Source organism: Stieleria varia (assembly GCF_038443385.1).
GTDB lineage: Bacteria > Planctomycetota > Planctomycetia > Pirellulales > Pirellulaceae > Stieleria > Stieleria varia.
Genome location: NZ_CP151726.1, coordinates 5,205,773 through 5,225,178 on the forward strand (window position 1 = coordinate 5,205,773; position 19,406 = coordinate 5,225,178).

The window sequence follows — 19,406 nt, forward strand, 5'->3', positions numbered from 1 at the left end:
CCCGCTAGCTGCCGGTCGTGATTCTTGAGCGACGATGCCAGCGAAAACCTAGCCAGGTGACGACAACAACAGTTGCCAGACCCAGTGCAAGCCATCGCCAATCGCTGATTGAACTCCTTGAGTAGCGAAAACTGAGGGTGCCCTCCGCTATCGTGATCCCAGCGATACGGCTCAAAAGCTCTGCTCGCGTTACCTGAGTCGTGTTCCATTCTGGTTTCTCAGACAACGCGTAGACCGTTGCGTTGTACGTCTTTTCTCCGGGCCCGCGTGAGCACATCGGATCGTATTTCGCTTGACCTTTGTCATTGAGCCCCATCACTCCCACGTCGACCGCGTTGCGAGACAGCTCAGTCACAGTGGCGGGAATGTCGTAGATCAACCAATACGATTTGATGTCACCAGGTCCAGGAATGTGCCAGAGCGACACGGCGTAGCATACCGTGCCAGGAGGCCCTTGAGTCCAACTCAACGGCGGCGAGTCGCCTGCGCCATCACAAGTGAAATCCGGCGGCAGAACTCCGCCATTGTCAAACGCAGGACTGGAAACGATCAGAGACGCTTTCGGCTTGGTCGAATCGTCCTGAACTCGCTCCGGTTCGTCGGACGCAACAGCGGAAATCTGCAAGAACGCTATACCGCCACGTCGCTGATACGACTCGCTTCGTAACGATTCTCCCGGAGGTTGAAACTGAAAATCAACGCGTCCACCATCGTGAGTGGTGTATTCAATCGTGCCCTTTTGATTGGCCAGTTCGTAGGTCAACCGAAACTGATTGCCGTCACGATGAAAGTCCGTGATGGCGGCGCCGCGTAAAGGATTTCCTGGCGGACGAGCTGGCGAGTCTCTCGGCTGAGGATCAATTTGTCCGTCGCGGACGTTCACAACACCACGCAAACCGCCGTTGATATAGGGATAGGTTTTCGTGGCGTGGTAGTGATATTTCCCCTGCTCGTCGAACTGTCCATTGAACTCATCCAGCTCGCCCGCGTCAGAGCTTTCGTGATCGAGGTACCCGTAGAGCGGGAAGCCATCCAAGGCAAATGCGATCGGGTTGCCTTTGCCGGCGACTGCTTCTAAGTGCACTGGCGCGATGTGATAGTGATAGTCGTCACCGCGACCGCAATGCCCTCCCCAGTTGTCCAGTTCACCAGCCAGAAAGGCGTCTTCTCCGCGATTGTTCAAAGCGTTGAAGATCGGCACGCCGTTGACAGCGATTGCGATCGCACCACGAAACAAGTTCGTGCGGGCAGAGATCGGCCGCTCAGCTAACTTCGGTTTCAACGGGATTCGCCACGCATTTTGCCCGGTGTATGGCTGAGGCAGTGGAACTTGTTGTTGCCAAGACCGGATCCCGGTCATCATGCCATGGCGGGGCAGCCCGTTCGATTCGATCCACAGGTATTGATCATCCCTGCGGACGCGGACTAGATGCTGAAAGGAACTGAACGCGGACTCGGGAAACTCATGGCTGCCTGCGGCATGGTCCGGCGCGAAGTTATTGATATGGGCGCCGTCATGCACATCGTCATGCGCAGTCACGATTCCCGCGAGCAGCACCCAAGCAACGACTGTGAACGACAATGGGCGATCTGAAATCATCGAATCGACACCTCATGAATTAGCAGACAGCAAAAGCTGCAAAAAAGACTGACCCATCCACCGCACCAGTAATGGGATTCGTCAGAATTCCCATCCGCCGCACCAGTAGTGGGATTCGCCAGAATTCCCATCCGCCGGATTTCTGGTGACCTACACGACGCCAACCATTGATCATGGCGTTTCTGCAACGTTGCTGAAACAGCATTCCAGAACATGAAACGCATCACGTTTCCATCATCCACATGAGTTCTTCACGCTAAGTAAAGTTCCTCAATCGAGTGTGGCGGGATTGACGGTGGAGTTGCTTGATTCCCACTTCACGATTGAGGATTGATCATGATGACGTCCGAAGCTGGCAAAGCCGATCGGCTCTCACGGCAGAATCGATACCCCGTTGACCGGTTTTCGATCAACCTCGGGATGCCGACGGCGGTGAATCGATCGGAAACACGCTCTGTATTGATTTCCAACAGGTCCCGGTTGGCTTTTGGATCTGTTTCCGCGAGCAAATCGCTGCTTTTAACGACTGGCTCAGGCGAGGCCAAGACATTGGCACACTTGTTGCACTTGGGAACGCTCATGCTCGATGAACTTACACGAGCCGTTACCACATAATGAGGAGAGAGAGATGAAGATCTTGGCCACAGTTACAATGGCTTTGTTGACGTTTGCGATGATCGGGTGCGATGAGTCGATGCTGGATGAACAAGCGGACTCCATTCGTGACACGACACAGGAACAGGCGGAAGACATTCGTGACACATCACAGAATGCAGCAGAGGCCACTCGTGAGGCGTCACAGAATGCGGCAGAAAACCTTCGAGATCGTGCGGACAACGCTTCCGAGTCCGTCCAAGACGCGGTAGAAAACAAGGCAGACGCGATCGAGTCGAGGGGCGAATCCAAAGCTGATGCGCTCGAAACCCAAGGCGAAAACAAGGCCGACGCGGTCGAAGACCTTGGGGAAGAGAAAGCTGATGCGGTAGAAGAACTCGATGACAAATAATACTGTCGCAGACATTCCTCCCAAAAGTACAACACGGCTGACGATCCTCGCGATCGTGGCCGTGTTGGTCATTTTGGGCGCCGTCGTCGCCTGGGTGCTGCTAAAGCCAATAGATCATCTCGCATCGGGAAAAAAGGACGACACGATCATCATCGACTGCGACTTTGACAAGTTCCGGCAGATCATGGTCAGAAAGAACGCAACAGCGGCAATCCTTGGCCAGTCCGGAATGAGGTTGATCAGCGATCGTCTGCAAGACGTGCAGGTGGACTTGAGCAAGGACGATCGGCCGATCCTCAATGCGATTCGCGGCAGGTCAAAATCGGACGTCAATGCGATCAAGCATCTCACCGTGAGCCTGAACGATCCTACGCTGCACGCGGACGAATTGCAGTTACGTCAAGTTGCTGAAATTGAGCCGGGTCTGATGTACGTTCGAACTTCATCGTTACGCGAAGCGGGCAGGTTGCTGAACTACGAGACCACCTTGACGGCCAAACCGAGTGGCGAAAAAACGGAAGTTCAGTTGTCAGTAGAGTTAACGGTCAACACGTCGGTCCCGAAACTTTTTGTCAGTCATGCGGAACGAGAGGTGCAGCGAGCAGCTGATGATGCGGTCGCAGGTCAAGCGAAATCAATCCGAGATTTTGTCACACAATACGCAGACCAACGATTGATCTTGCCTGAATTTCGGGGAGTGAAGTAGCGAATCCGCCGTCCTGGATTTCGCGGGAACTCTTTCGCGGGGGAATCTTGGCGAATGGTGGGACGAGCTGGGAGGAATGCCGGCGAATTCCAGTACGAGGGTTTGGTCTTTAGTCTCTGGGGATGTCGTACTCGGTGAGTTTCCGGTAGGCGGTCGCCCTACTAATCCCCAGCAACTTCGCCGCTTCGGGGACGCTGCCTTCAGTGCGTGCGAGCGCTTTGCGGATCAGTCGGCGTTCCCACTCATCGATTCTCAAGGTGTCCATGCTGCTCAACCCAGTGTCACGCAGTCCCAGATCGTGTGCTTCGATGGCGGGATCGTCCGCCATGACCACGGCGCTGTCGATGACATTTCTCAGTTGTCGGACATTTCCCGGCCAAGGGTATTCTTGCAATCGCACACGGGCAGCGTCGGACAACTGCAGTCCGCTACGGCCGTGTTGGACACGGAAGTGCTCCAGAAAGTGATCGATCAGCAAGTTCAAGTCGTCCTCTCGTTGTCTCAGCGGCGGCACGAGCAACTCAAAAACGCTGAGTCGAAAGAACAGGTCTTCTCGAAACCTCCGCTCACGAACAAACTCTGCTAGGTCTCGATTGGTCGCAGCAATCACGCGGACGTCCACCGATACTTGATCGGTACCGCCGACCGGCAAGAACGGATGGCCTTCCAAGATACGCAATAGCTTGGCTTGTCCGTCCAGCGTCAACTCACCGATTTCATCCAAGAACAGCGTTCCGGTGTGAGCTTGCTGAAACCAGCCGTCGTGATCGGCGTCGGCCCCCGTAAAGGATCCTTTCTTGTGACCAAAGAGCTGGCTTTCGATCAATTCGGACGGGATCGCAGCGCAGTTGACGGTCAACATCGGTCGCATCGACCGCAAGCTGTTTTCGTGAACGGCGCGGGCGACGAGTTCTTTTCCACATCCGCTTTCGCCCCGGATCAGCACGCTGCCTGATGCGCGAGCGACGCGAACAATCTTTTCCTTCAATCGCATCATCGGCGCACTCAGACCGATCAAATCCTTTGTGTCCGCGTTTCGCTGTGAAATGCGTTGGTGGTCGTTTCGCAGGACGTCCTGTTTCATCGCACGTACCAGGGCAACGGCCAGCAACCTAGCGACGACGATCGCCAACTCAAAACAGAGTTTGTCGAATGAAGGTTCATTGCGGTACAGATGCAGAACACCTAAACGTGACTTACCCGCATCCAAAGGAACATAGATCGCGTCGGACCATTTTCCCAACGACGGTGTGTCGTCTTGGTCTTGATGTTTATTGACCCAGATCGCTTCCCCGTCTTTGACCACCCGCCGGATCATTTCGCGACTGAGTCTGATCGTGTTGGCGGAGGACTTTGGGTTCACTCGCTGCGGTTTGTAGCGTCCTTCGCCGGCATCAAACGAGACGCCGACAGCATCAGCAGAGGTCATTTTGCGGAGTTGTGCCAACACCACATCAATGGTCCCATCGGGATCTTCGTTGCGCAGCAGCTCCAGGCTCAGCAGATACAACTCGCGGAGATAGCCGGAGTCGTTCAGGCTGGTCAGCGGATCCAGCTCCCGTTCGACCGATTGGCCTTTGACAAAAACATCTTGAACGACTGTCTGATAAGTCTCATCGCCGTCGACGCTGTCAGACGAAGGCTCGATCAACATCAACTCGGTTCCACCGATGGTGATCGTGACTTGGTCCAACAGTCTCGCGTGTTCGATCTTTTGATTGTTTACCAGGGTGCCATTGCGACTGCCGGTATCGCGTATCTGCCAGCAATCGTCCTCACGAAACACGACCGCGTGGAATCGGGAGCTGACGGGATCAGAAAGCATGATTTCGCAACTAGATCCTCGACCGATATGCATCGGTCGATCGGGATCCAGAGCGAAGTGTCGGCCCTTTTCAAGACCAGACGTGACGGCCAAGTATGCAACCATGAATCATTCATCTGTCGACGAAAGTCTGCCCGCAGGATCATCATGCGAGCCGAATGGGAAACTCCACGCCTCGGTACCAAGTCTCGAGATGAGTCTCGAAATGAGTCTCGAACAGCCACCGCTTCTGCCGTTGATGCATCGCTACCTTAGCTGTCTCATTTTAAGGCGCAGTGTCCCTGGGTGAACCTCATTTGGCTCGTCAACGAACGATTCATTCGGAAAAAAAGGCAAAAACGAGGCTTCGGACTCTTGTTCAGCCAGCTGCGACGCGGATCAAGCCATTTTCGGTTCGCAGAAACAAGCTATCACCGCTCACAGCGGGGCTGGCAAGAATCTTTTCACCGATGTCCGATTCACCGATCACTTCGCCTTCGTCCCCACGGTCGGCCACGACAACACATTTTCCGTCCGCGTCCAGGATGTAGATACCGGTTGCCGTCATCACTGGCGTGGCCCAAACATTGCTGAGTTTTCCAAGTCGAGCTTGCCAAAGCACGCTTCCATCGCTCAGGGAGCCGGCGACCAGCACGCTGCCTCTACCCATGTAAACGCGATCTTGTGAAACGACCGGCGTGCATCGCTGCGGTCGCAGTTTTGAGCTTTCCCACGCGATCGATGCGATTTCACCGTCACTCAAGTTGTCATCCAAACGCAATGCGGTTGTGTTGCCACCGGGAATGATGACGAAGGGATCCGAGTAGGCGATCGACGCAGTGCCATCGCCGCCGAAATCAAAATGCTGAACGGTCTCGCCGGTCAGTCCATCGATGATGTCCACGCTGGATCCATCATTCAGAATAAATCCGGTACGTTGATCTTTCAAAGTGATCGGTTGTGGGGACGACCAATTGGAGCGTGCTGATCGGTCGATCGTCCACAGAACCTCGCCGGTCGACGCGTCCACCCCGGCGGCAAACGAGTCTCCTTGATTCTCCAATTGCACCATCACGACACCACCACTGACGACGGGAGAGCTACTCATGCTGACGTCGTTGCCCGTTTTGGGATGATCGAGCGCCAGGGCTCGGTACCATTGCAGCCGACCCTCCAGGTCATAGCAAACTAGGTCACAACTGCTGAAGAGTGCGAAGACTCGCTGCCCATCGCTGGCCGGTGTGGGCGACGCGTTGCTGCTGGTGGGGTGAGTGAAGGGGCGTCCCGTCGCTCGCATCGGGCGCGACCAATTCTTCACGCCGGTTTCCACCGAAAAGGACTCGACATACAGGTCACGCTCGTCTTCACCACCGCAACCCGTCACGATGACTTGATCACCGATCACCAGCGGCCCGCCGATTCCTCGTCCGGTGGTACGGATATTCCAGGCCACGTTTTCACCCGACTCGACATCAAACGTAGCGGGTGTTTTGGCATCAGGTGCGCAACTCTTGCCGCCTCCACGGAACGAAAGCCAGTCCTGGGACGAGACGTTCGTGGACGAAATCAATGGCAACAGCAGAAAACACGTCAGCGGAATGAAGCGAATTGCAGGAGGTTGATGGTTCATGATCGAGATCGGCGTTTGAGGAAAAATGATGTTTCGGTCTGGGCACAGTCTGTGAACAAGGCGGCGCTCAATGGACACGACCTACCCTTCGGGCGCGGGTTAAACGAAAATTAAACGGCATTGTGTTTACTCGGCCTCGGGAATTGCGGCTCCGGACGGATCGGTAAACCGGAATTGGAACTGCCAGTCTTGCGCCCATGGTTCCGTCTGTGCATTTTGAAGCACTTTGATCAAGATCGCGTTGTCGCCGGGTTGCAGTTCACAGAGTCCGACATATTGGTCGATGCGTGTGCCGGAGTGGTAAACGTTGTTAGCAAGAACCAGACGCCCGTTGACCCAGACCTTGTTAGCAGTGATGCATCCCAGTCGTGCCTCGGCAGGTCCGGCACGTTGTGGATCCACTTTGAAATTGACGAAAGCGTAACTCACGGCGTCCTTGGCATTGGCAAGTGATGGATTCAGATCCACCATGCCCATTTCTGATTCGCTAGTGACGGATTTCCACTCGACCGGTCCGTCCTTTCCCTTTTCTTTCTGAGCCGCTGCATCGGACATCGCGATCGGGCTGCCGTCGGTCAAGTAACGTTGTTCAGGGGGATACGCGGTGTCGAAATGCTTGCTGTCCGTGTTATCAAAGGGACCAATGATCTGCCAATTTCGAACCAAGCCGAGCGCTGCGGCAACATCGACTTCGATATCCAATTTGGCCAATGCATCGGCCGCGGTCTTGAGCTGATCGGGTCTTCTCGCATCGTTGACGATCGACTGATAAGTTGCGATCGCCGATTCACGGTCGTCTGTCTTGACTGCAATACGTGCGTTCTCCAACAGCGTCTTGATCTTCAGGTAACGTACGGGCAGCGAAGGATCAGATGCTGCATCGGCCAACAGTTGTTGTTGATCGGCACCGTTTGCGATCAAGAGCTGGAACGCCAGATAGCGTCCGTCGGGATCGTTGCCGCGATCGTCAAAGTACTGTTGCACCATCTCAGTGGGAAAGTCACCGTTGTCAGCAACGTCACTCGCAATGCTCCGCAGCCAGTTCTTGCCGCGTTTGGTTGCACCGGCGAATGAGTCTAAAACAAGGCCGATCCGCTCAGCGGGCAGCGAAGCAACGACGGACGCGGACGCAACGGCTCGGGTGTGAGCTGCAGCGGAGTCATCGACTTGGGTGATCTGTTCCAACGCAGCAACAACGGCTTGATCTTGTGCCGCGACGTCCGTCTGAGATTTCTGGTCAGCAAGGACTGCTCTGGGTGTGTGGATGCCAAGGGGAAGCAACAATAGGCAAGCGATAACGGGAAAAAGCGGTTTGCGTTTCATGACCAACGGACGCCGATGGGAGGATTTTGTGTGTGCGGCCACACAGCGAGCACACTTCGTCCAAAGTTTACCGAACTGAAAACCTCCCCGCGAGCAGACGGGACAGATTGCCTGCCAGTTTCACTCACCAGGTTCACCCGCGTGTCTCGCGATGCGATAGAATCGTCGGGCAGCCCAGCCTTTTCTTCTTCCCAGACGCGGTTTTCATACGATGCGGCAGACTCAACCGATGCGCAGGCCTGGATTCACGGTCCTGGAGATGTTTGCCGTCCTGCTGGTCATTACGGTCTTGATCTCGTTGTTGTTGCCCGCCGTCCAGTCTTCTCGAGAGGCCGCACGGCGATCGAGTTGCCAGAACAATTTGCTGCAGGTCGGGATGGCGGTGCACCTGTACCACGAGGCATTTGACCATTATCCGGTCCAATTGCACGGAACGGATGGCAACGTCACGCCTGGGAAGGATAACGATCGCAGACTCAGTATCTTTGTCGGTCTGCTGCCGTTCATGGATGGCAATGTGCTGTTTGAATCGATCCAAAGCGAATTGGTAGAGAATGACTTCGACGAAATGGACATGTGGATGGGTGATCCGGCAGCATACAACGCGGAAATGCGCGTCGACGAGTCAGAAGGATATGAGTCAGTGGCAGAGTCCGATTCTGAAACCAAGACACAACGAAAGTACTTTCCCGCAGGTGGTCCTGAGCCATTCACCCAAACATACCAACCGTGGATGATCGAGACGTCGCCACTACGATGCCCAAGTGATCCAGGTATTGGGGCACCTGGTCTTGGACGCATCAACTATGCGGCATGCTTGGGCGATGGCATTGTGGGGTGCAACACGGGGCCATTTGTCGATCGCGCCGGCACATGGGTGTTTGATTCGAACATGCAACGGCAGTGCGAAGCATCGATGCGTGGTATCTTTGTTCCACGCGTGGTCACCCGTAAATCCGATGTGACGGATGGACTGTCCCACACGATTCTGTTGGGTGAAATCGCGACCGACCTCGGCGACCAAAACCGTTTCACCACGCCATGGTTTGGTGCAAGCGAAGCCGAACTATGCGAGAATCCCGTTCGGGGAGATTCCAATACGGAGCCGGAGCGGCCCATGTATTGGATCGACTCGCCGAAGCTGTTGACGAACACCGATAGCAGTTGGAATCGAGGGATGTCTTGGGCGGACGGCATGCCGTTGCACACGTCCTTTCAAACCATCTGGCCGCCAAATTCGCCGATCGTTGTCACGGCAAACTCGGATACGGCGTCTGGGATCTTCTCCGCCAGCAGTCGGCATCTGGGCGGCGCGAGCGTTTACTTTGCCGATGGTGCAATCCGGTTCATCAGCGACAGCATCAACGCCGGGGATGCGACTGGCTCCATCGTTTGCATCGGCAGCAGCAATCCACCGGGCAGTGAAAGTCCGTTTGGTGTTTGGGGAGCACTCGGGACAAGATCATCCAACGAACTGAAGTCATTTTCGTTGCCTGATCGTTGATTCCGTGAGCCGACGGCGCTGGGCTGGGCTGTTCAAAATTTGGCGTTGTCACTGATTTTGGTTTTGCATGTTTTGTTCCGCGAAGCTCCTTCCGTCGAGCTTGTCTCGGCGGAGGAAACAACTGACGGCTACTTCGCACGCCAACAGAATTTGCCCACCACCCGCGAATCGCCTTCGGCGATTCGCGGGTGGTGGGCAGGTGAATGTGCTTCTGTTGACGGTAGCTACCAGTTGCTGCTCCGAACCGGGACAAGCCCGGCGGAAGCAAGAAAAAATCTTGCGGAAAATAGGACCAAAACCCCAACTTTTTAGCAGTCTAGTGCATCATCCGGTCTTGATTTTGAGGTTAACCGTTTTGGCGTTAGCCACGGTTGTGTCACGAAAACCGTGGCTAACGCCAAGACGGCTCATCTACCGAACCCACGTTCTAAGACTGGACGATGCACTAGGGCATTGCGCACACTGTTAGGGTATTTGAACGCGGTTTGCGCAGTGTAGGCCCGCTCCCGGACCTTGCTTCGCTCGATCCGACCTCCCCCAAGTTCCTTGGCGGAGGTGACAGTAGACAAGAAACGGCTTGAAGAAAAACGCCGAAACATCAAGTCAACGCCAAATTCCGATCAGCCCAGCGCTATCGGTTCACAAGAATTGCTCAACGCACGAGATCAACAGCCCGCTCACGCGTCGCGGCTCACGGCGTTTGGTGGTGCCGTACGATGTGTCGATCAGTGCTTGATCGAGTTTGCGATTTCACCCAGCAAGCTGCGGACCGTGTTGGCGGGTTGATAGCCGATGCGGTGCGCAACCACTTTTCCTTCCGGCAAACCGATCAATGTGGTCGGATACGCAGGGACCTTGATTCGCGATAGTGTTTCCGCATTGTGTTCGGGTGTGAGTCGAATGGCGACATATCCATCTCGCAACTGTTGTGTCACCGATTGATCGCACCACGTGTCACGTTTCATCGCGTCACAGTAGATGCATTGACGTGACGTGATGAAAATCACCATCGGTCGCTTCAACTGACGGGCTTGTCTCCAACCTGCTTCCAGGTTGTCGTGCCACTGCACCCCTGATGCGGGAGACATCTCGGCAGTTGTGCTGACAAGCTGTGGTGTTTCCGCTGAACTTGACCCTACGGACAATAAGAGCAGGAGGGATCCGAATCCCATTGCAACCATGATTCTTTTCACGGCAGATTCCAATGATTAGGAAGGTTAGTAGGAATAGAGAGACAAAGTCTACTCACTTTGGTTGCTAGCGGAAACACGGAGGCCCACAAATAGGGTTTTTGGGTGGTTTGAAGCCATTGGACTGTCAAAAGGTTGGCGTTGACATTGTTTTCTCTGTCCATGTTTTCCATGCATCGCAATCAAAGTGAGCCTCAGGCGCTAGCCGTGGGCCGGCACCACAATCCGCCTCAGGCCCACGGCTAGCGCCTGAGGCTCACTGGGGTCACCAGCTGCGCCGCAAGGGTAAAATAAACAGCAATCAAAGTGAGCCTCAGGCGCTAGCCGTGGGCCGGCACCACAATCCGCCTCAGGCCCACGGCTAGCGCCTGAGGCTCACTGGGGTCACCAGCTGCGCCGCAAGGGCAAAATAAACAGCAATCAAAGTGAGCCTCAGGCGCTAGCCGTGGGCCGGCACCACAATCCGCCTCAGGCCCACGGCTAGCGCCTGAGGCTCACCGGGGGCACCAGCTGCGCCGGGAGGGTTAAATAAACAGCAATCAAAGTGAGCCTCAGGCGCTAGCCGTGGGCCGGCACCACAATCCGCCTCAGGCCCACGGCTAGCGCCTGAGGCTCACCGGGGTCACCAGCTGCGCCGGGAGAGTTAAATAAACAGCAATCAAAGTGAGCCTCAGGCGCTAGCCGTGGGCCGGCACCACAATCCGCCTCAGGCCCACGGCTAGCGCCTGAGGCTCACTGGGGTCACCAGCTGCGCCGGGAGGGTTAAATAAACAGCAATCAAAGTGAGCCTCAGGCGCTAGCCGTGGGCCGGCACCACAATCCGCCTCAGGCCCACGGCTAGCGCCTGAGGCTCACTGGGGTCACCAGCTGCGCCGGGAGGGTTAAATAAACAGCAATCAAAGTGAGCCTCAGGCGCTAGCCGTGGGCCGGCACCACAATCCGCCTCAGGCCCACGGCTAGCGCCTGAGGCTCACTGGGGTCACCAGCTGCGCCGGGAGAGCATCTCAGCCGCCACGCGATAGCGTCCGGTTCTTACACCTATACTCAGGAACCGGACGCTATCGCGTGCCGGCTGATGAATAATTCGGGCTAGCGGGGCAGGAGCCGCCTCTTACTTTCCCATGGTCCACTTCGCTCCCACAAGATGGCGAATCTCCGCCACTAAACTGCTGGCCCGAGCGCATCGATGGCCGCTGCGTAGGATATCCCTCATCGATTCGACCCATTCGCCCAGGATTCTTGCCTTCTCTCTCGGGTTACCCACGCACACTTGCGTTGAACTGAATCCCCCGCGGGAAGTGCTTTACCGCCTTGCCAAATCTTACGAGTCCCCAGGAATGTTTTTATGAAAGAGATCGATCAATTCATGGATGGACTGCGGAAACGCAACCCACATGAGGTGGAGTTTCACCAAGCGGTGGAGGAGGTGGTCGAATCAGTGATGCCGTGGTATTTGGACCACAAGGAATACCATCGCGAGCAGATCCTGGAGCGCACCACCGAACCGGATCGCATCATCATCTTTCGTGTCTGTTGGGAAACCGACAGTGGCGATGTCCGCGCCAATCGCGCATGGCGAGTTCAATTCAACCATGCACTGGGACCGTACAAAGGCGGATTGAGGTTCCATCCCAGTGTGACGCAGAGCGTGCTGAAGTTTCTGGGGTTTGAACAGATCTTTAAAAACAGTTTGACCGGATTGCCGATGGGCGGAGCCAAGGGCGGTTCGAACTTCAATCCCAAGGGCAAGAGCTCTCGTGAAGTCATGCGGTTTTGCCAGTCGATGATGGTGGAGCTGTCGCGACATATCGGGGAAGACGTCGACGTGCCTGCAGGGGACATCGGCGTTGGTGCTCGCGAGATCAGCTATCTGTTCGGCCAGTACATGCGTTTGGAAAATCGCTGGTCGGGCGTTCTGACCGGCAAGGGACAGACGTTCGGCGGCAGCGCCGTGCGCACCGAAGCGACCGGGTACGGATGCGTGTACTTTTGCGAGCACATGCTGAATCAACACGGCGAAGGAATCGCTGGTAAGACGGTTGCGATCAGCGGCAGCGGAAATGTCGCGACCTACGCAGCGGAAAAGGCGATTGAAAAAGGTGCCAAGGTTTTGACATTGAGCGACTCGGATGGATTCATCGAAGTCAAAGGTGGCTTGTCGATGGAACAATTGCAGTTCGTCAAAGATCTTAAAGAAAACCGTCGTGGGCGGATTTCGGAAGTTGCGGACACGTTTGCCGGAGTCACCTACCACGCCGACGCGACGCCATGGGGAGTGGCCTGTGACATTGCGATGCCATGCGCGACGCAAAACGAGATGGACGACCACGATGCCAAGACACTCGTGAACAATGGCGTCATCGCGGTTTGTGAAGGGGCCAATATGCCGCTGACCAATCACGCCGCGGGCGTACTGGCCAAGAACAATGTGCTGCATGCCCCCGGCAAAGCGTCCAATGCGGGCGGCGTTGCGGTGAGCGGATTGGAACAGAGCCAAAATGCGATGCGAATCAGTTGGGACCGCGACGAAGTCGACACGAGATTGCAAAAGATCATGACGAGTATCCACTCACGCTGTGTCGAGCACGGCGAGCACAACGGCAGGGTGAATTACGTCACGGGCGCCAATATCGCCGGATTCAAAAAGGTAGCCGACGCCATGCTCGCCTACGGCGTGGTTTAGCCACGGGGCTGTTTGCCTCGAAGCCGAAGGCGCAGGCGGAAGCGGCGGATGATTTTGCGGGGGGCGCGGATGGTGGTGGCGATGGCGCCTGCGGCTAGTCGTTAAACGAAAAAAAAAACGGCATGACGGGTGGCCGTCATGCCGTTGGTTTTCTTCAATGCATTCTGATCGGACTACGCGGCGACCTTCAGGAACGATGCGATGCGATTGGCTCTCGATGGGCTCTGCAACTTCGCAACCGCCTTGGCTTCGATCTGCCGAACGCGTTCGCGGGTGACCTTAAAGATCCTGCCGCATTCTTCCAGCGTGTAGCTGTAGCCGTCGACCAAGCCGTAGCGAAGACGAATGATTTCACGTTCGCGGTAGGTCAGGGTCTTGAGCAATTCGTCGATCTTGCTACGCAGCATGCCGCTGGCTGCCATGCGTACCGGGTTATGGCTATCGTTGTCTTCGATGAACTCACCAAAGCTGCTGTCTTCGCCTTCACCGACCGGGCGATCCAAACTGACGGGGTGGCGACCGATGTCCATCACGCGACGAACTTCGTCCAATGGCACCTCGGTATCCTCCGAAATCTCCATGTACGTGGGCTCACGTCCGAACTCTTGGGTCAGGCGTTTTTGCGACTGACGAAGCTTGCTGAGCACATCGATCATGTGCACGGGAATGCGAATCGTGCGTGCTTGATCTGCGATCGCACGCGTGATCGCTTGGCGAATCCACCAAGTCGCGTAGGTGCTGAACTTGAATCCGCGACGATACTCGTACTTGTCCACAGCTCGCATCAGGCCGGTGTTTCCCTCTTGGATCAAATCCAGGAAGGACAAACCGCGGTTGCGATACTTTTTGGCGATTGAAACCACCAAACGCAGGTTTCCGCTGCTGAGTTCCCGCTTGGTGGTTTCGTAGCGGTCAAAGTACTCGCGTGCTTTGACCACTCGGTTGTGCAAGCTCGTGGGGCTTTCTTGCGTCAGCAGCATCAGTTCGCGTTGCTCGCTACGCAAATTCGCTGCTTCGTCTCGGCTCACCGCATCGCCGGCCAGTTCTGACAAGCGTTGGCGGATGAAGTTCATTCGTTGCGAGATGTTTTCCAGTTGTTGCAACATCGGTGTGACGCGGCGACTGCGAAGGCTCAGCTCTTCGACCAACTGCAAGCACTTTTGTCGACGCATGATGAAGCGTCGGCGAACTTCAGCTTTCAAACGCGGCGAAGTGCTCTTGCGGACCATCAAATCAAAGTCGAGTTTGTTTTGCTCGATCAGCATGTCCAGCGTTCGCAGGTTGTGCGGCATGCGAGCGGAAATCTGCTCCTTGGTCAATCGCTCGGTCAAGGAGACCTTGATCGTGCGGTCAAAGGGCAGTTCGCCTTGATGGACGCGATGCAGAGTCGCGACCGTGTTACGCAAGGCGTAGTCGGATTCAAGCAACGCACGACGGAATTGCCGACGGGTGACTTCGATCTTCTTTGCCAACGAGATTTCTTCTTCTCGGCTCAGCAAGGGGATTTCGGCCATTTGGCTCAGGTACATCCGAATCGGATCATCGCTTGCCTTGGGCATGTCAGGCGTCGCCAAGTCGTCTCCACCCAAATCCGTGGACGGAGGACGCATTTCGATCACATTCGGCTCAGGCCGACGCGACAACGCGGGATTGAACTCATGAGCCGATTCAACCAGGCGGATGCCTTTTTTCTCGATCGCCAACAAGAGTTGGTTCAGCTTCTCCGGATTGACGTCTTCGTCCGGCAGATATTCGTTGACTTGGTCATAAGTCAGATAGCCTTCCTTGGCCGCTCGGTTGATCAACACCGAAAGATCTTGTTCCATCAGTTGCATCGTTCCAAAACCTCATGTCTTGAGTGTTCACGCATCATTTGCGTGAGATGTTTGTGTGGCGGCAAGTCCACGGGACGAACTCGCCGGTAATTCAATCCGTTACGATATGGCTATTGCGGATAGCCATGAGAAAGATAGCGCTGGGTCGTCTTCTCCTCCTGAGATAGTGGCCGATGCGTGTGGTAAGAATCAGTTGATCTGCTGCCGTGCTTTTTCCGAATCAAAGAGTTGCTTCAAAAGCGCCAACTCTTCGTCTTCATCCATCACTGTCGTTGCAAGTTTCGCAATCTGACGTGATGTCTCTGCCTCCGACTCTCGCAATCGATAACGAGCGACGACAGCGAGGTATCGTTCTTCTGCTGTGAGCGAAATCTTATCCCCTCTTTGCTCAATGCGGAACAGCAGGGTAGTCACTTCGTTCTTCAAAAACTCATTTTCTAATAGCAGCAATAGTGACTGCGAGGTTAAGTCACGTCCTTGCAAGTCCAGGTCTTGGTAGGCGGAAAGCAACATCTTAGCGGTGTTGGACGACAACCAATCCGGATCGATCGCTTCCACTGCAATAGCTGCCAAGTCGGGTGATTCGATCAATGTTTCAAAGAGTTCCCGATCGATCCCGCTGAGCGATTGCTGCAACACTTCGGCGACATGCGATGTCGGCTCGTCATCGTAAGCAAAACCGCTCGGTGCAAAATCAAATCCATCCATGTCCGCCGATTCGGCGAGCATCAGGTTGGGATCGAATGAGCCGTCGGCCGATTCGCGAGTTTGGGGTTTTGGTTTGTGGCCTGATTGTTCTTTGCTGCGAGCGGCCTGCAAACGGAACTTGGCCCGCGCCGCACTTTGCTTGGCAATCTCCGCACGTCGAGCGACGACGCGCTGTTCGAGTTTTTCCGTGGTGGTGCCAAAGGTTCGTGAAAGTCGCAACAAGAGTTGGTCTTGTTTGACCGGGTCCATCTTGGGAGCCGAAGCGATCACGCCGACCATGGTGTCGATCGCGTGCATCACGGCATGCGTGTCCGTTGCGATGTCAACGCCTTCGGTCAGCTTCGCCAGTTTGTGGGACAAGCAGTCGGGGGCGTCCGCAACCAGTTGCTCAAACGCCTCGCGTCCATGCTGTTGCAAGTAGTCGGCGGGGTCACTGCCGTCGGGCAGCGTCAGGACTCGCAAATCCGCGTCGGCTTGGACGAATAGTTCCAGCACTTCGTCGGCGCGTTTTTGTCCCGCCGCATCGCCGTCGAGCACCAAGACGACACGTTGGGTAAGGCGTTTCAGAATGTCGACATGTGCAGCGCCCAATGCGGTGCCCAAGACTGCGACGACGGGTTCGATGCCGGCTTGGCGAGCGGCGACCACGTCCGTGTAGCCTTCCATCACAAGAGCTTGGCCGCCCTTGCGGATCGGCTCGCGTGCCAACTGCATGCCGTAGAGCACATTGGATTTTCGAAACAGCAAGGTTTCCGGGCCGTTGATGTACTTGCCGCCAGCGTTCTCTCCATGACGTTTCGCGATCTCGGGGATCACACGACCGCCCATGGAAATCGCCCGGCCTTGAATGTCATGAATCGGGAACATCAACCGTCCACGGAACATGTCATAGCTGGACCCGTCTTTGCGATGAAAGGCAACGCCGGCGGCGTGCGCGATCTCGGGTCGAAACTTGTTTTGCTTCAGCAGGTTGATGACAAAATCCCAGCTGTCGGGTGCGAAACCGATCTGGAATCGTTTGCGGTTCTCGTCGTCCACGCCCCGAGCGGCCAAGTAATCGCGAGCGATCTTTGCGTCGTCGGTCTTGGGACTATCGAGCTGCTGAAAGTAAGCGTCGCAAACAAGCTGGACGGCAGACAACAGGGTCGATTTGTCTTGGGCGCTGCCCGCCTCCACCTGCTTTCCGGCTTGGATCTCAATACCAGCTTGCTCGGCCAGCATTTTCAGCGCGGTAAAAAAATCGACGCCGTCGCGACGCATCACAAAACTGAACACGTCCCCGCCGATGTCACACGGCCAACATTTCCAGGATTGGCGTTCCCGGTTGACTTGGAGAGAGGGGGACTGATCGTTGTGCCACGGACACTGAGTCACATACAAACGACCCTTTGGCTGTAACGACAGCGATGAACCGATGACATCTACAATGTCAACGGCGCTTCGCACTCGTTCTTTCAGGTCGAAGTCCATCATTGTCGGACTCGGCGACTCCAATGAGACGTACCTTGGCTTGTCTGGCGAAACATTCCAGGGGGCGCACACGCATCCCCGTTTCTTGTTCCACCACCAAACGGCCGGCGAAATCATCCGGATCGGTCCACTCGAATCCCGTCACGGGATTGGACCACATCCAAGTGGCCACACGAGCAAATTTCGATCACACGCACTCCGTTGCAGCGTACCAGATTGAGCCAGCTAACAAGAGACATGGCTGCCGATCCGTATCGCCACGAGCGAAGACCGATTCTGCGAAAACTGAGATTTCGGGTCAAGATCAATTTGCCGGCTGCCGAGACCGCGAGCCAAGTCCGTCAATCACATAGAAAAAGGACACTTCTCGCTGATCGCCACTCCGCAAAACGCTCGTTCCCAGGCTAACGCCTGAGAACGAACTGCCATGGAGGCTCTGCCTGGCGAAAATCAGCGAGGCTTGGAAAATGTCAGCAGATCGGCAGGCAGGAGCCTGCTAATCATTGGGTTCCCAGGCAGGAGCCTGGGAACCAGTGGTGCAGTGGTCGCGATCAGCTAAAAGTGTCAAAGAACGCGACAGAATCCTTACGAGGACGGTCCGTTTTGATGAATTCGTGGCAAATAAATATCGATTTGTTTCTCGCCAAAGATTCGATATTTTACGCCGTGACACCAAAGCTCAAAATAGCTCGCCAAGGGATCGTCCAGCCCCACGGATTCTCGATAAAACGGCCACATCAGATGGTCCCGCAGCATGGGATCGCAAGCGACGAAGTAGTAAGCAGGACGCAATAGCTCGGCATGAGGATCCACCCCTGAGATCGATTCACACATCGCCGCACAAGCCTGAGTGACCGTTTTCATCAACCGCGAACGCTCCTCATCACGCTTGGGGGCCTTGGGTGGAATCCCTTCCAGGACTCGGACCGATGGCGTTTGCGAAAGAACGGACACTATTTCCAGATTCCCAACTTTCTCGGCGATCCGAACAAGCCCGGTGAGCCACTGACCGGCCAACTGCTCCGCGTCCGCCGGATCCAGCGGCTGAGGCTTTCGGACGACAAAGTAAGCGTCTTGTCCGCCTCCGGGACGTTGGCTGTTGCCCGCTGCGTCATAAAGTTGCCCGAGCCTGTCATGAAGTTCGTCGCCGCACGGCAAAGTCCGAATCAGCGACGCAAGTGACTCGCCGTCGGGCCGAAACATCTGAAAAATGCCAATCAGCGAATCCGCGTCGCCATTGTCTTGCTCCGGCGCAGAGACGCCAAGCCGTGCGGTTAAATCGCGACACTCACTGAGAAACGCTGCTGTGGACAAGTTATCGATCTGCCGCTGGTGAAGGGGAGTTGGGTTTGAAATCGCTTCATGATATCGAGTCGTCTAGCGGCGTGTTGGCTTGCGAAGGTAGCCGTCTGTTGTTTCCCCCGCCGAGACAAGCTCGACGGAAGGAACTGGACTGCTCAAAGTTTGGGGTTGTTTCTTTTTGGCTTTGCGCAAGTTTATGTCCCTACTGCCGGCGCAGCTGGTGGCCCCCAGTGAACCTCAGGCGCTAGCCCGGATATTGCATCAGCCGGAGTGCGATAGCACCCGGTTCTCGTGTTTTGCCGTGTGAACCGGACGCTATCGCGTTGCGGCTGATATGCGCAGACTGTTTTTGTGCCAATCCGCATAAACCATTTGGTGCAAACGTATTGCGAAGACTGTAGTCAGTGGCGTGAACAATCCGGGCTAGTGCCTTGCGGCTCACTAAATCAGCAGTCTCCGCAGCTGGGGGAGGTGACAGTGGACAAGAAACGGCTCATAGAAAAACGCCGAAACATCAAGTCACCCCCAACCTCTGAACAGCCCAGGCGTAACGCACTCGGGCTGATCCAACACCCAGGCTTGCCATGAAAAATCGCCCCAAATCCGAACGGATTTCACTTGACTTTACGACAACGTTCGTAAACC

13 protein-coding genes are annotated in these 19,406 nt (G+C 55.6%); 4 read left to right on the plus strand and 9 right to left on the minus strand.

Annotated elements, in window-relative coordinates; genetic code table 11:
* Positions 1-4: 4 nt before the first annotated feature.
* Together Pla52nx_RS17540 and Pla52nx_RS17545 are read right to left on the minus strand one after the other, a co-directional pair.
* The gene (locus Pla52nx_RS17540; protein ID WP_197454890.1) at positions 5-1,600 is read right to left on the minus strand and encodes a YHYH protein; all 1,596 of its coding nucleotides are present in this window, start codon (positions 1,598-1,600) and stop codon (positions 5-7) included.
* A gap of 317 nt (positions 1,601-1,917) precedes the next feature.
* Complete coding sequence (locus Pla52nx_RS17545) at positions 1,918-2,181, minus strand: hypothetical protein (RefSeq protein WP_146522053.1); 264 nt, start codon at positions 2,179-2,181, stop codon at positions 1,918-1,920.
* 47 nt (positions 2,182-2,228) lie between these two features.
* Between Pla52nx_RS17545 and Pla52nx_RS17550 the strand changes: the two genes are divergently transcribed.
* Both Pla52nx_RS17550 and Pla52nx_RS17555 read left to right on the plus strand, forming a co-directional pair.
* Positions 2,229-2,606, plus strand: a complete 378-nt coding sequence (locus Pla52nx_RS17550) for a hypothetical protein (protein ID WP_146522052.1) — start codon at positions 2,229-2,231, stop codon at positions 2,604-2,606.
* Positions 2,596-3,312, plus strand: coding sequence for a hypothetical protein (locus Pla52nx_RS17555; protein ID WP_146522051.1), 717 nt, complete (start codon positions 2,596-2,598; stop codon positions 3,310-3,312). Before Pla52nx_RS17550 ends, Pla52nx_RS17555 begins: the two co-directional genes overlap by 11 nt.
* Before the next feature lie 109 nt (positions 3,313-3,421).
* On the opposite strand, the gene Pla52nx_RS17560 is transcribed toward Pla52nx_RS17555, so the two are convergent.
* From Pla52nx_RS17560 to Pla52nx_RS17570, 3 genes are all read right to left on the minus strand, one after another.
* Positions 3,422-5,242: a sigma 54-interacting transcriptional regulator gene (locus tag Pla52nx_RS17560; protein WP_146522050.1), complete on the minus strand. Its 1,821-nt coding sequence runs from the start codon at positions 5,240-5,242 to the stop codon at positions 3,422-3,424.
* A 253-nt stretch (positions 5,243-5,495) separates the two neighbouring features.
* On the minus strand, positions 5,496-6,746 hold the full coding sequence (locus tag Pla52nx_RS17565; RefSeq protein ID WP_146522049.1) for a PQQ-binding-like beta-propeller repeat protein: 1,251 nt from the start codon (positions 6,744-6,746) through the stop codon (positions 5,496-5,498).
* Between the two features lie 126 nt (positions 6,747-6,872).
* Complete coding sequence (locus Pla52nx_RS17570) at positions 6,873-8,069, minus strand: hypothetical protein (RefSeq protein WP_146522048.1); 1,197 nt, start codon at positions 8,067-8,069, stop codon at positions 6,873-6,875.
* Between the two features lie 211 nt (positions 8,070-8,280).
* On the opposite strand from Pla52nx_RS17570, the gene Pla52nx_RS17575 reads away from it, so the two are divergent.
* On the plus strand, positions 8,281-9,573 hold the full coding sequence (locus Pla52nx_RS17575) for a DUF1559 domain-containing protein (RefSeq protein WP_146522047.1): 1,293 nt from the start codon (positions 8,281-8,283) through the stop codon (positions 9,571-9,573).
* 725 nt (positions 9,574-10,298) lie between these two features.
* Here the strand turns inward: Pla52nx_RS17575 and Pla52nx_RS17580 are convergent.
* Positions 10,299-10,661, minus strand: coding sequence for a thioredoxin family protein (locus Pla52nx_RS17580; RefSeq protein ID WP_146522046.1), 363 nt, complete (start codon positions 10,659-10,661; stop codon positions 10,299-10,301).
* 1,447 nt (positions 10,662-12,108) lie between these two features.
* On the opposite strand from Pla52nx_RS17580, the gene gdhA reads away from it, so the two are divergent.
* Positions 12,109-13,446: an NADP-specific glutamate dehydrogenase gene (gene gdhA / locus Pla52nx_RS17585; protein ID WP_146522045.1), complete on the plus strand. Its 1,338-nt coding sequence runs from the start codon at positions 12,109-12,111 to the stop codon at positions 13,444-13,446.
* Between the two features lie 173 nt (positions 13,447-13,619).
* On the opposite strand, the gene Pla52nx_RS17590 is transcribed toward gdhA, so the two are convergent.
* The 3 genes from Pla52nx_RS17590 to Pla52nx_RS17600 all read right to left on the minus strand — a co-directional run bounded on the left by Pla52nx_RS17590 (position 13,620) and on the right by Pla52nx_RS17600 (position 18,773).
* Positions 13,620-15,281: a sigma-70 family RNA polymerase sigma factor gene (locus tag Pla52nx_RS17590; protein ID WP_146522044.1), complete on the minus strand. Its 1,662-nt coding sequence runs from the start codon at positions 15,279-15,281 to the stop codon at positions 13,620-13,622.
* 189 nt (positions 15,282-15,470) lie between these two features.
* The gene (gene dnaG, locus Pla52nx_RS17595) at positions 15,471-17,462 is read right to left on the minus strand and encodes a DNA primase (RefSeq protein WP_231742287.1); all 1,992 of its coding nucleotides are present in this window, start codon (positions 17,460-17,462) and stop codon (positions 15,471-15,473) included.
* Positions 17,463-18,044: 582 nt separating this feature from the next.
* Positions 18,045-18,773, minus strand: coding sequence for an apolipoprotein acyltransferase (locus tag Pla52nx_RS17600; RefSeq protein ID WP_146522043.1), 729 nt, complete (start codon positions 18,771-18,773; stop codon positions 18,045-18,047).
* Positions 18,774-19,406: the final 633 nt, after the last annotated feature.

Excerpts from the sequence above, each read along its gene's own strand:
- dnaG (WP_231742287.1), bottom strand. The coding sequence starts at position 17,462 with ATGATGGACTTCGACCTGAAAGAACGAGTGCGAAGCGCCGTTGACATT.
- Pla52nx_RS17575 (WP_146522047.1), top strand. The coding sequence starts at position 8,281 with ATGCGGCAGACTCAACCGATGCGCAGGCCTGGATTCACGGTCCTGGAG.
- Pla52nx_RS17560 (WP_146522050.1), bottom strand. The coding sequence starts at position 5,242 with ATGGTTGCATACTTGGCCGTCACGTCTGGTCTTGAAAAGGGCCGACAC.
- Pla52nx_RS17570 (WP_146522048.1), bottom strand. The coding sequence starts at position 8,069 with ATGAAACGCAAACCGCTTTTTCCCGTTATCGCTTGCCTATTGTTGCTT.
- gdhA (WP_146522045.1), top strand. The coding sequence starts at position 12,109 with ATGAAAGAGATCGATCAATTCATGGATGGACTGCGGAAACGCAACCCA.
- Pla52nx_RS17550 (WP_146522052.1), top strand. The coding sequence starts at position 2,229 with ATGAAGATCTTGGCCACAGTTACAATGGCTTTGTTGACGTTTGCGATG.
- Pla52nx_RS17565 (WP_146522049.1), bottom strand. The coding sequence starts at position 6,746 with ATGAACCATCAACCTCCTGCAATTCGCTTCATTCCGCTGACGTGTTTT.
- Pla52nx_RS17545 (WP_146522053.1), bottom strand. The coding sequence starts at position 2,181 with ATGAGCGTTCCCAAGTGCAACAAGTGTGCCAATGTCTTGGCCTCGCCT.
- Pla52nx_RS17555 (WP_146522051.1), top strand. The coding sequence starts at position 2,596 with ATGACAAATAATACTGTCGCAGACATTCCTCCCAAAAGTACAACACGG.
- Pla52nx_RS17590 (WP_146522044.1), bottom strand. The coding sequence starts at position 15,281 with ATGCAACTGATGGAACAAGATCTTTCGGTGTTGATCAACCGAGCGGCC.
- Pla52nx_RS17540 (WP_197454890.1), bottom strand. The coding sequence starts at position 1,600 with ATGATTTCAGATCGCCCATTGTCGTTCACAGTCGTTGCTTGGGTGCTG.
- Pla52nx_RS17580 (WP_146522046.1), bottom strand. The coding sequence starts at position 10,661 with ATGTCTCCCGCATCAGGGGTGCAGTGGCACGACAACCTGGAAGCAGGT.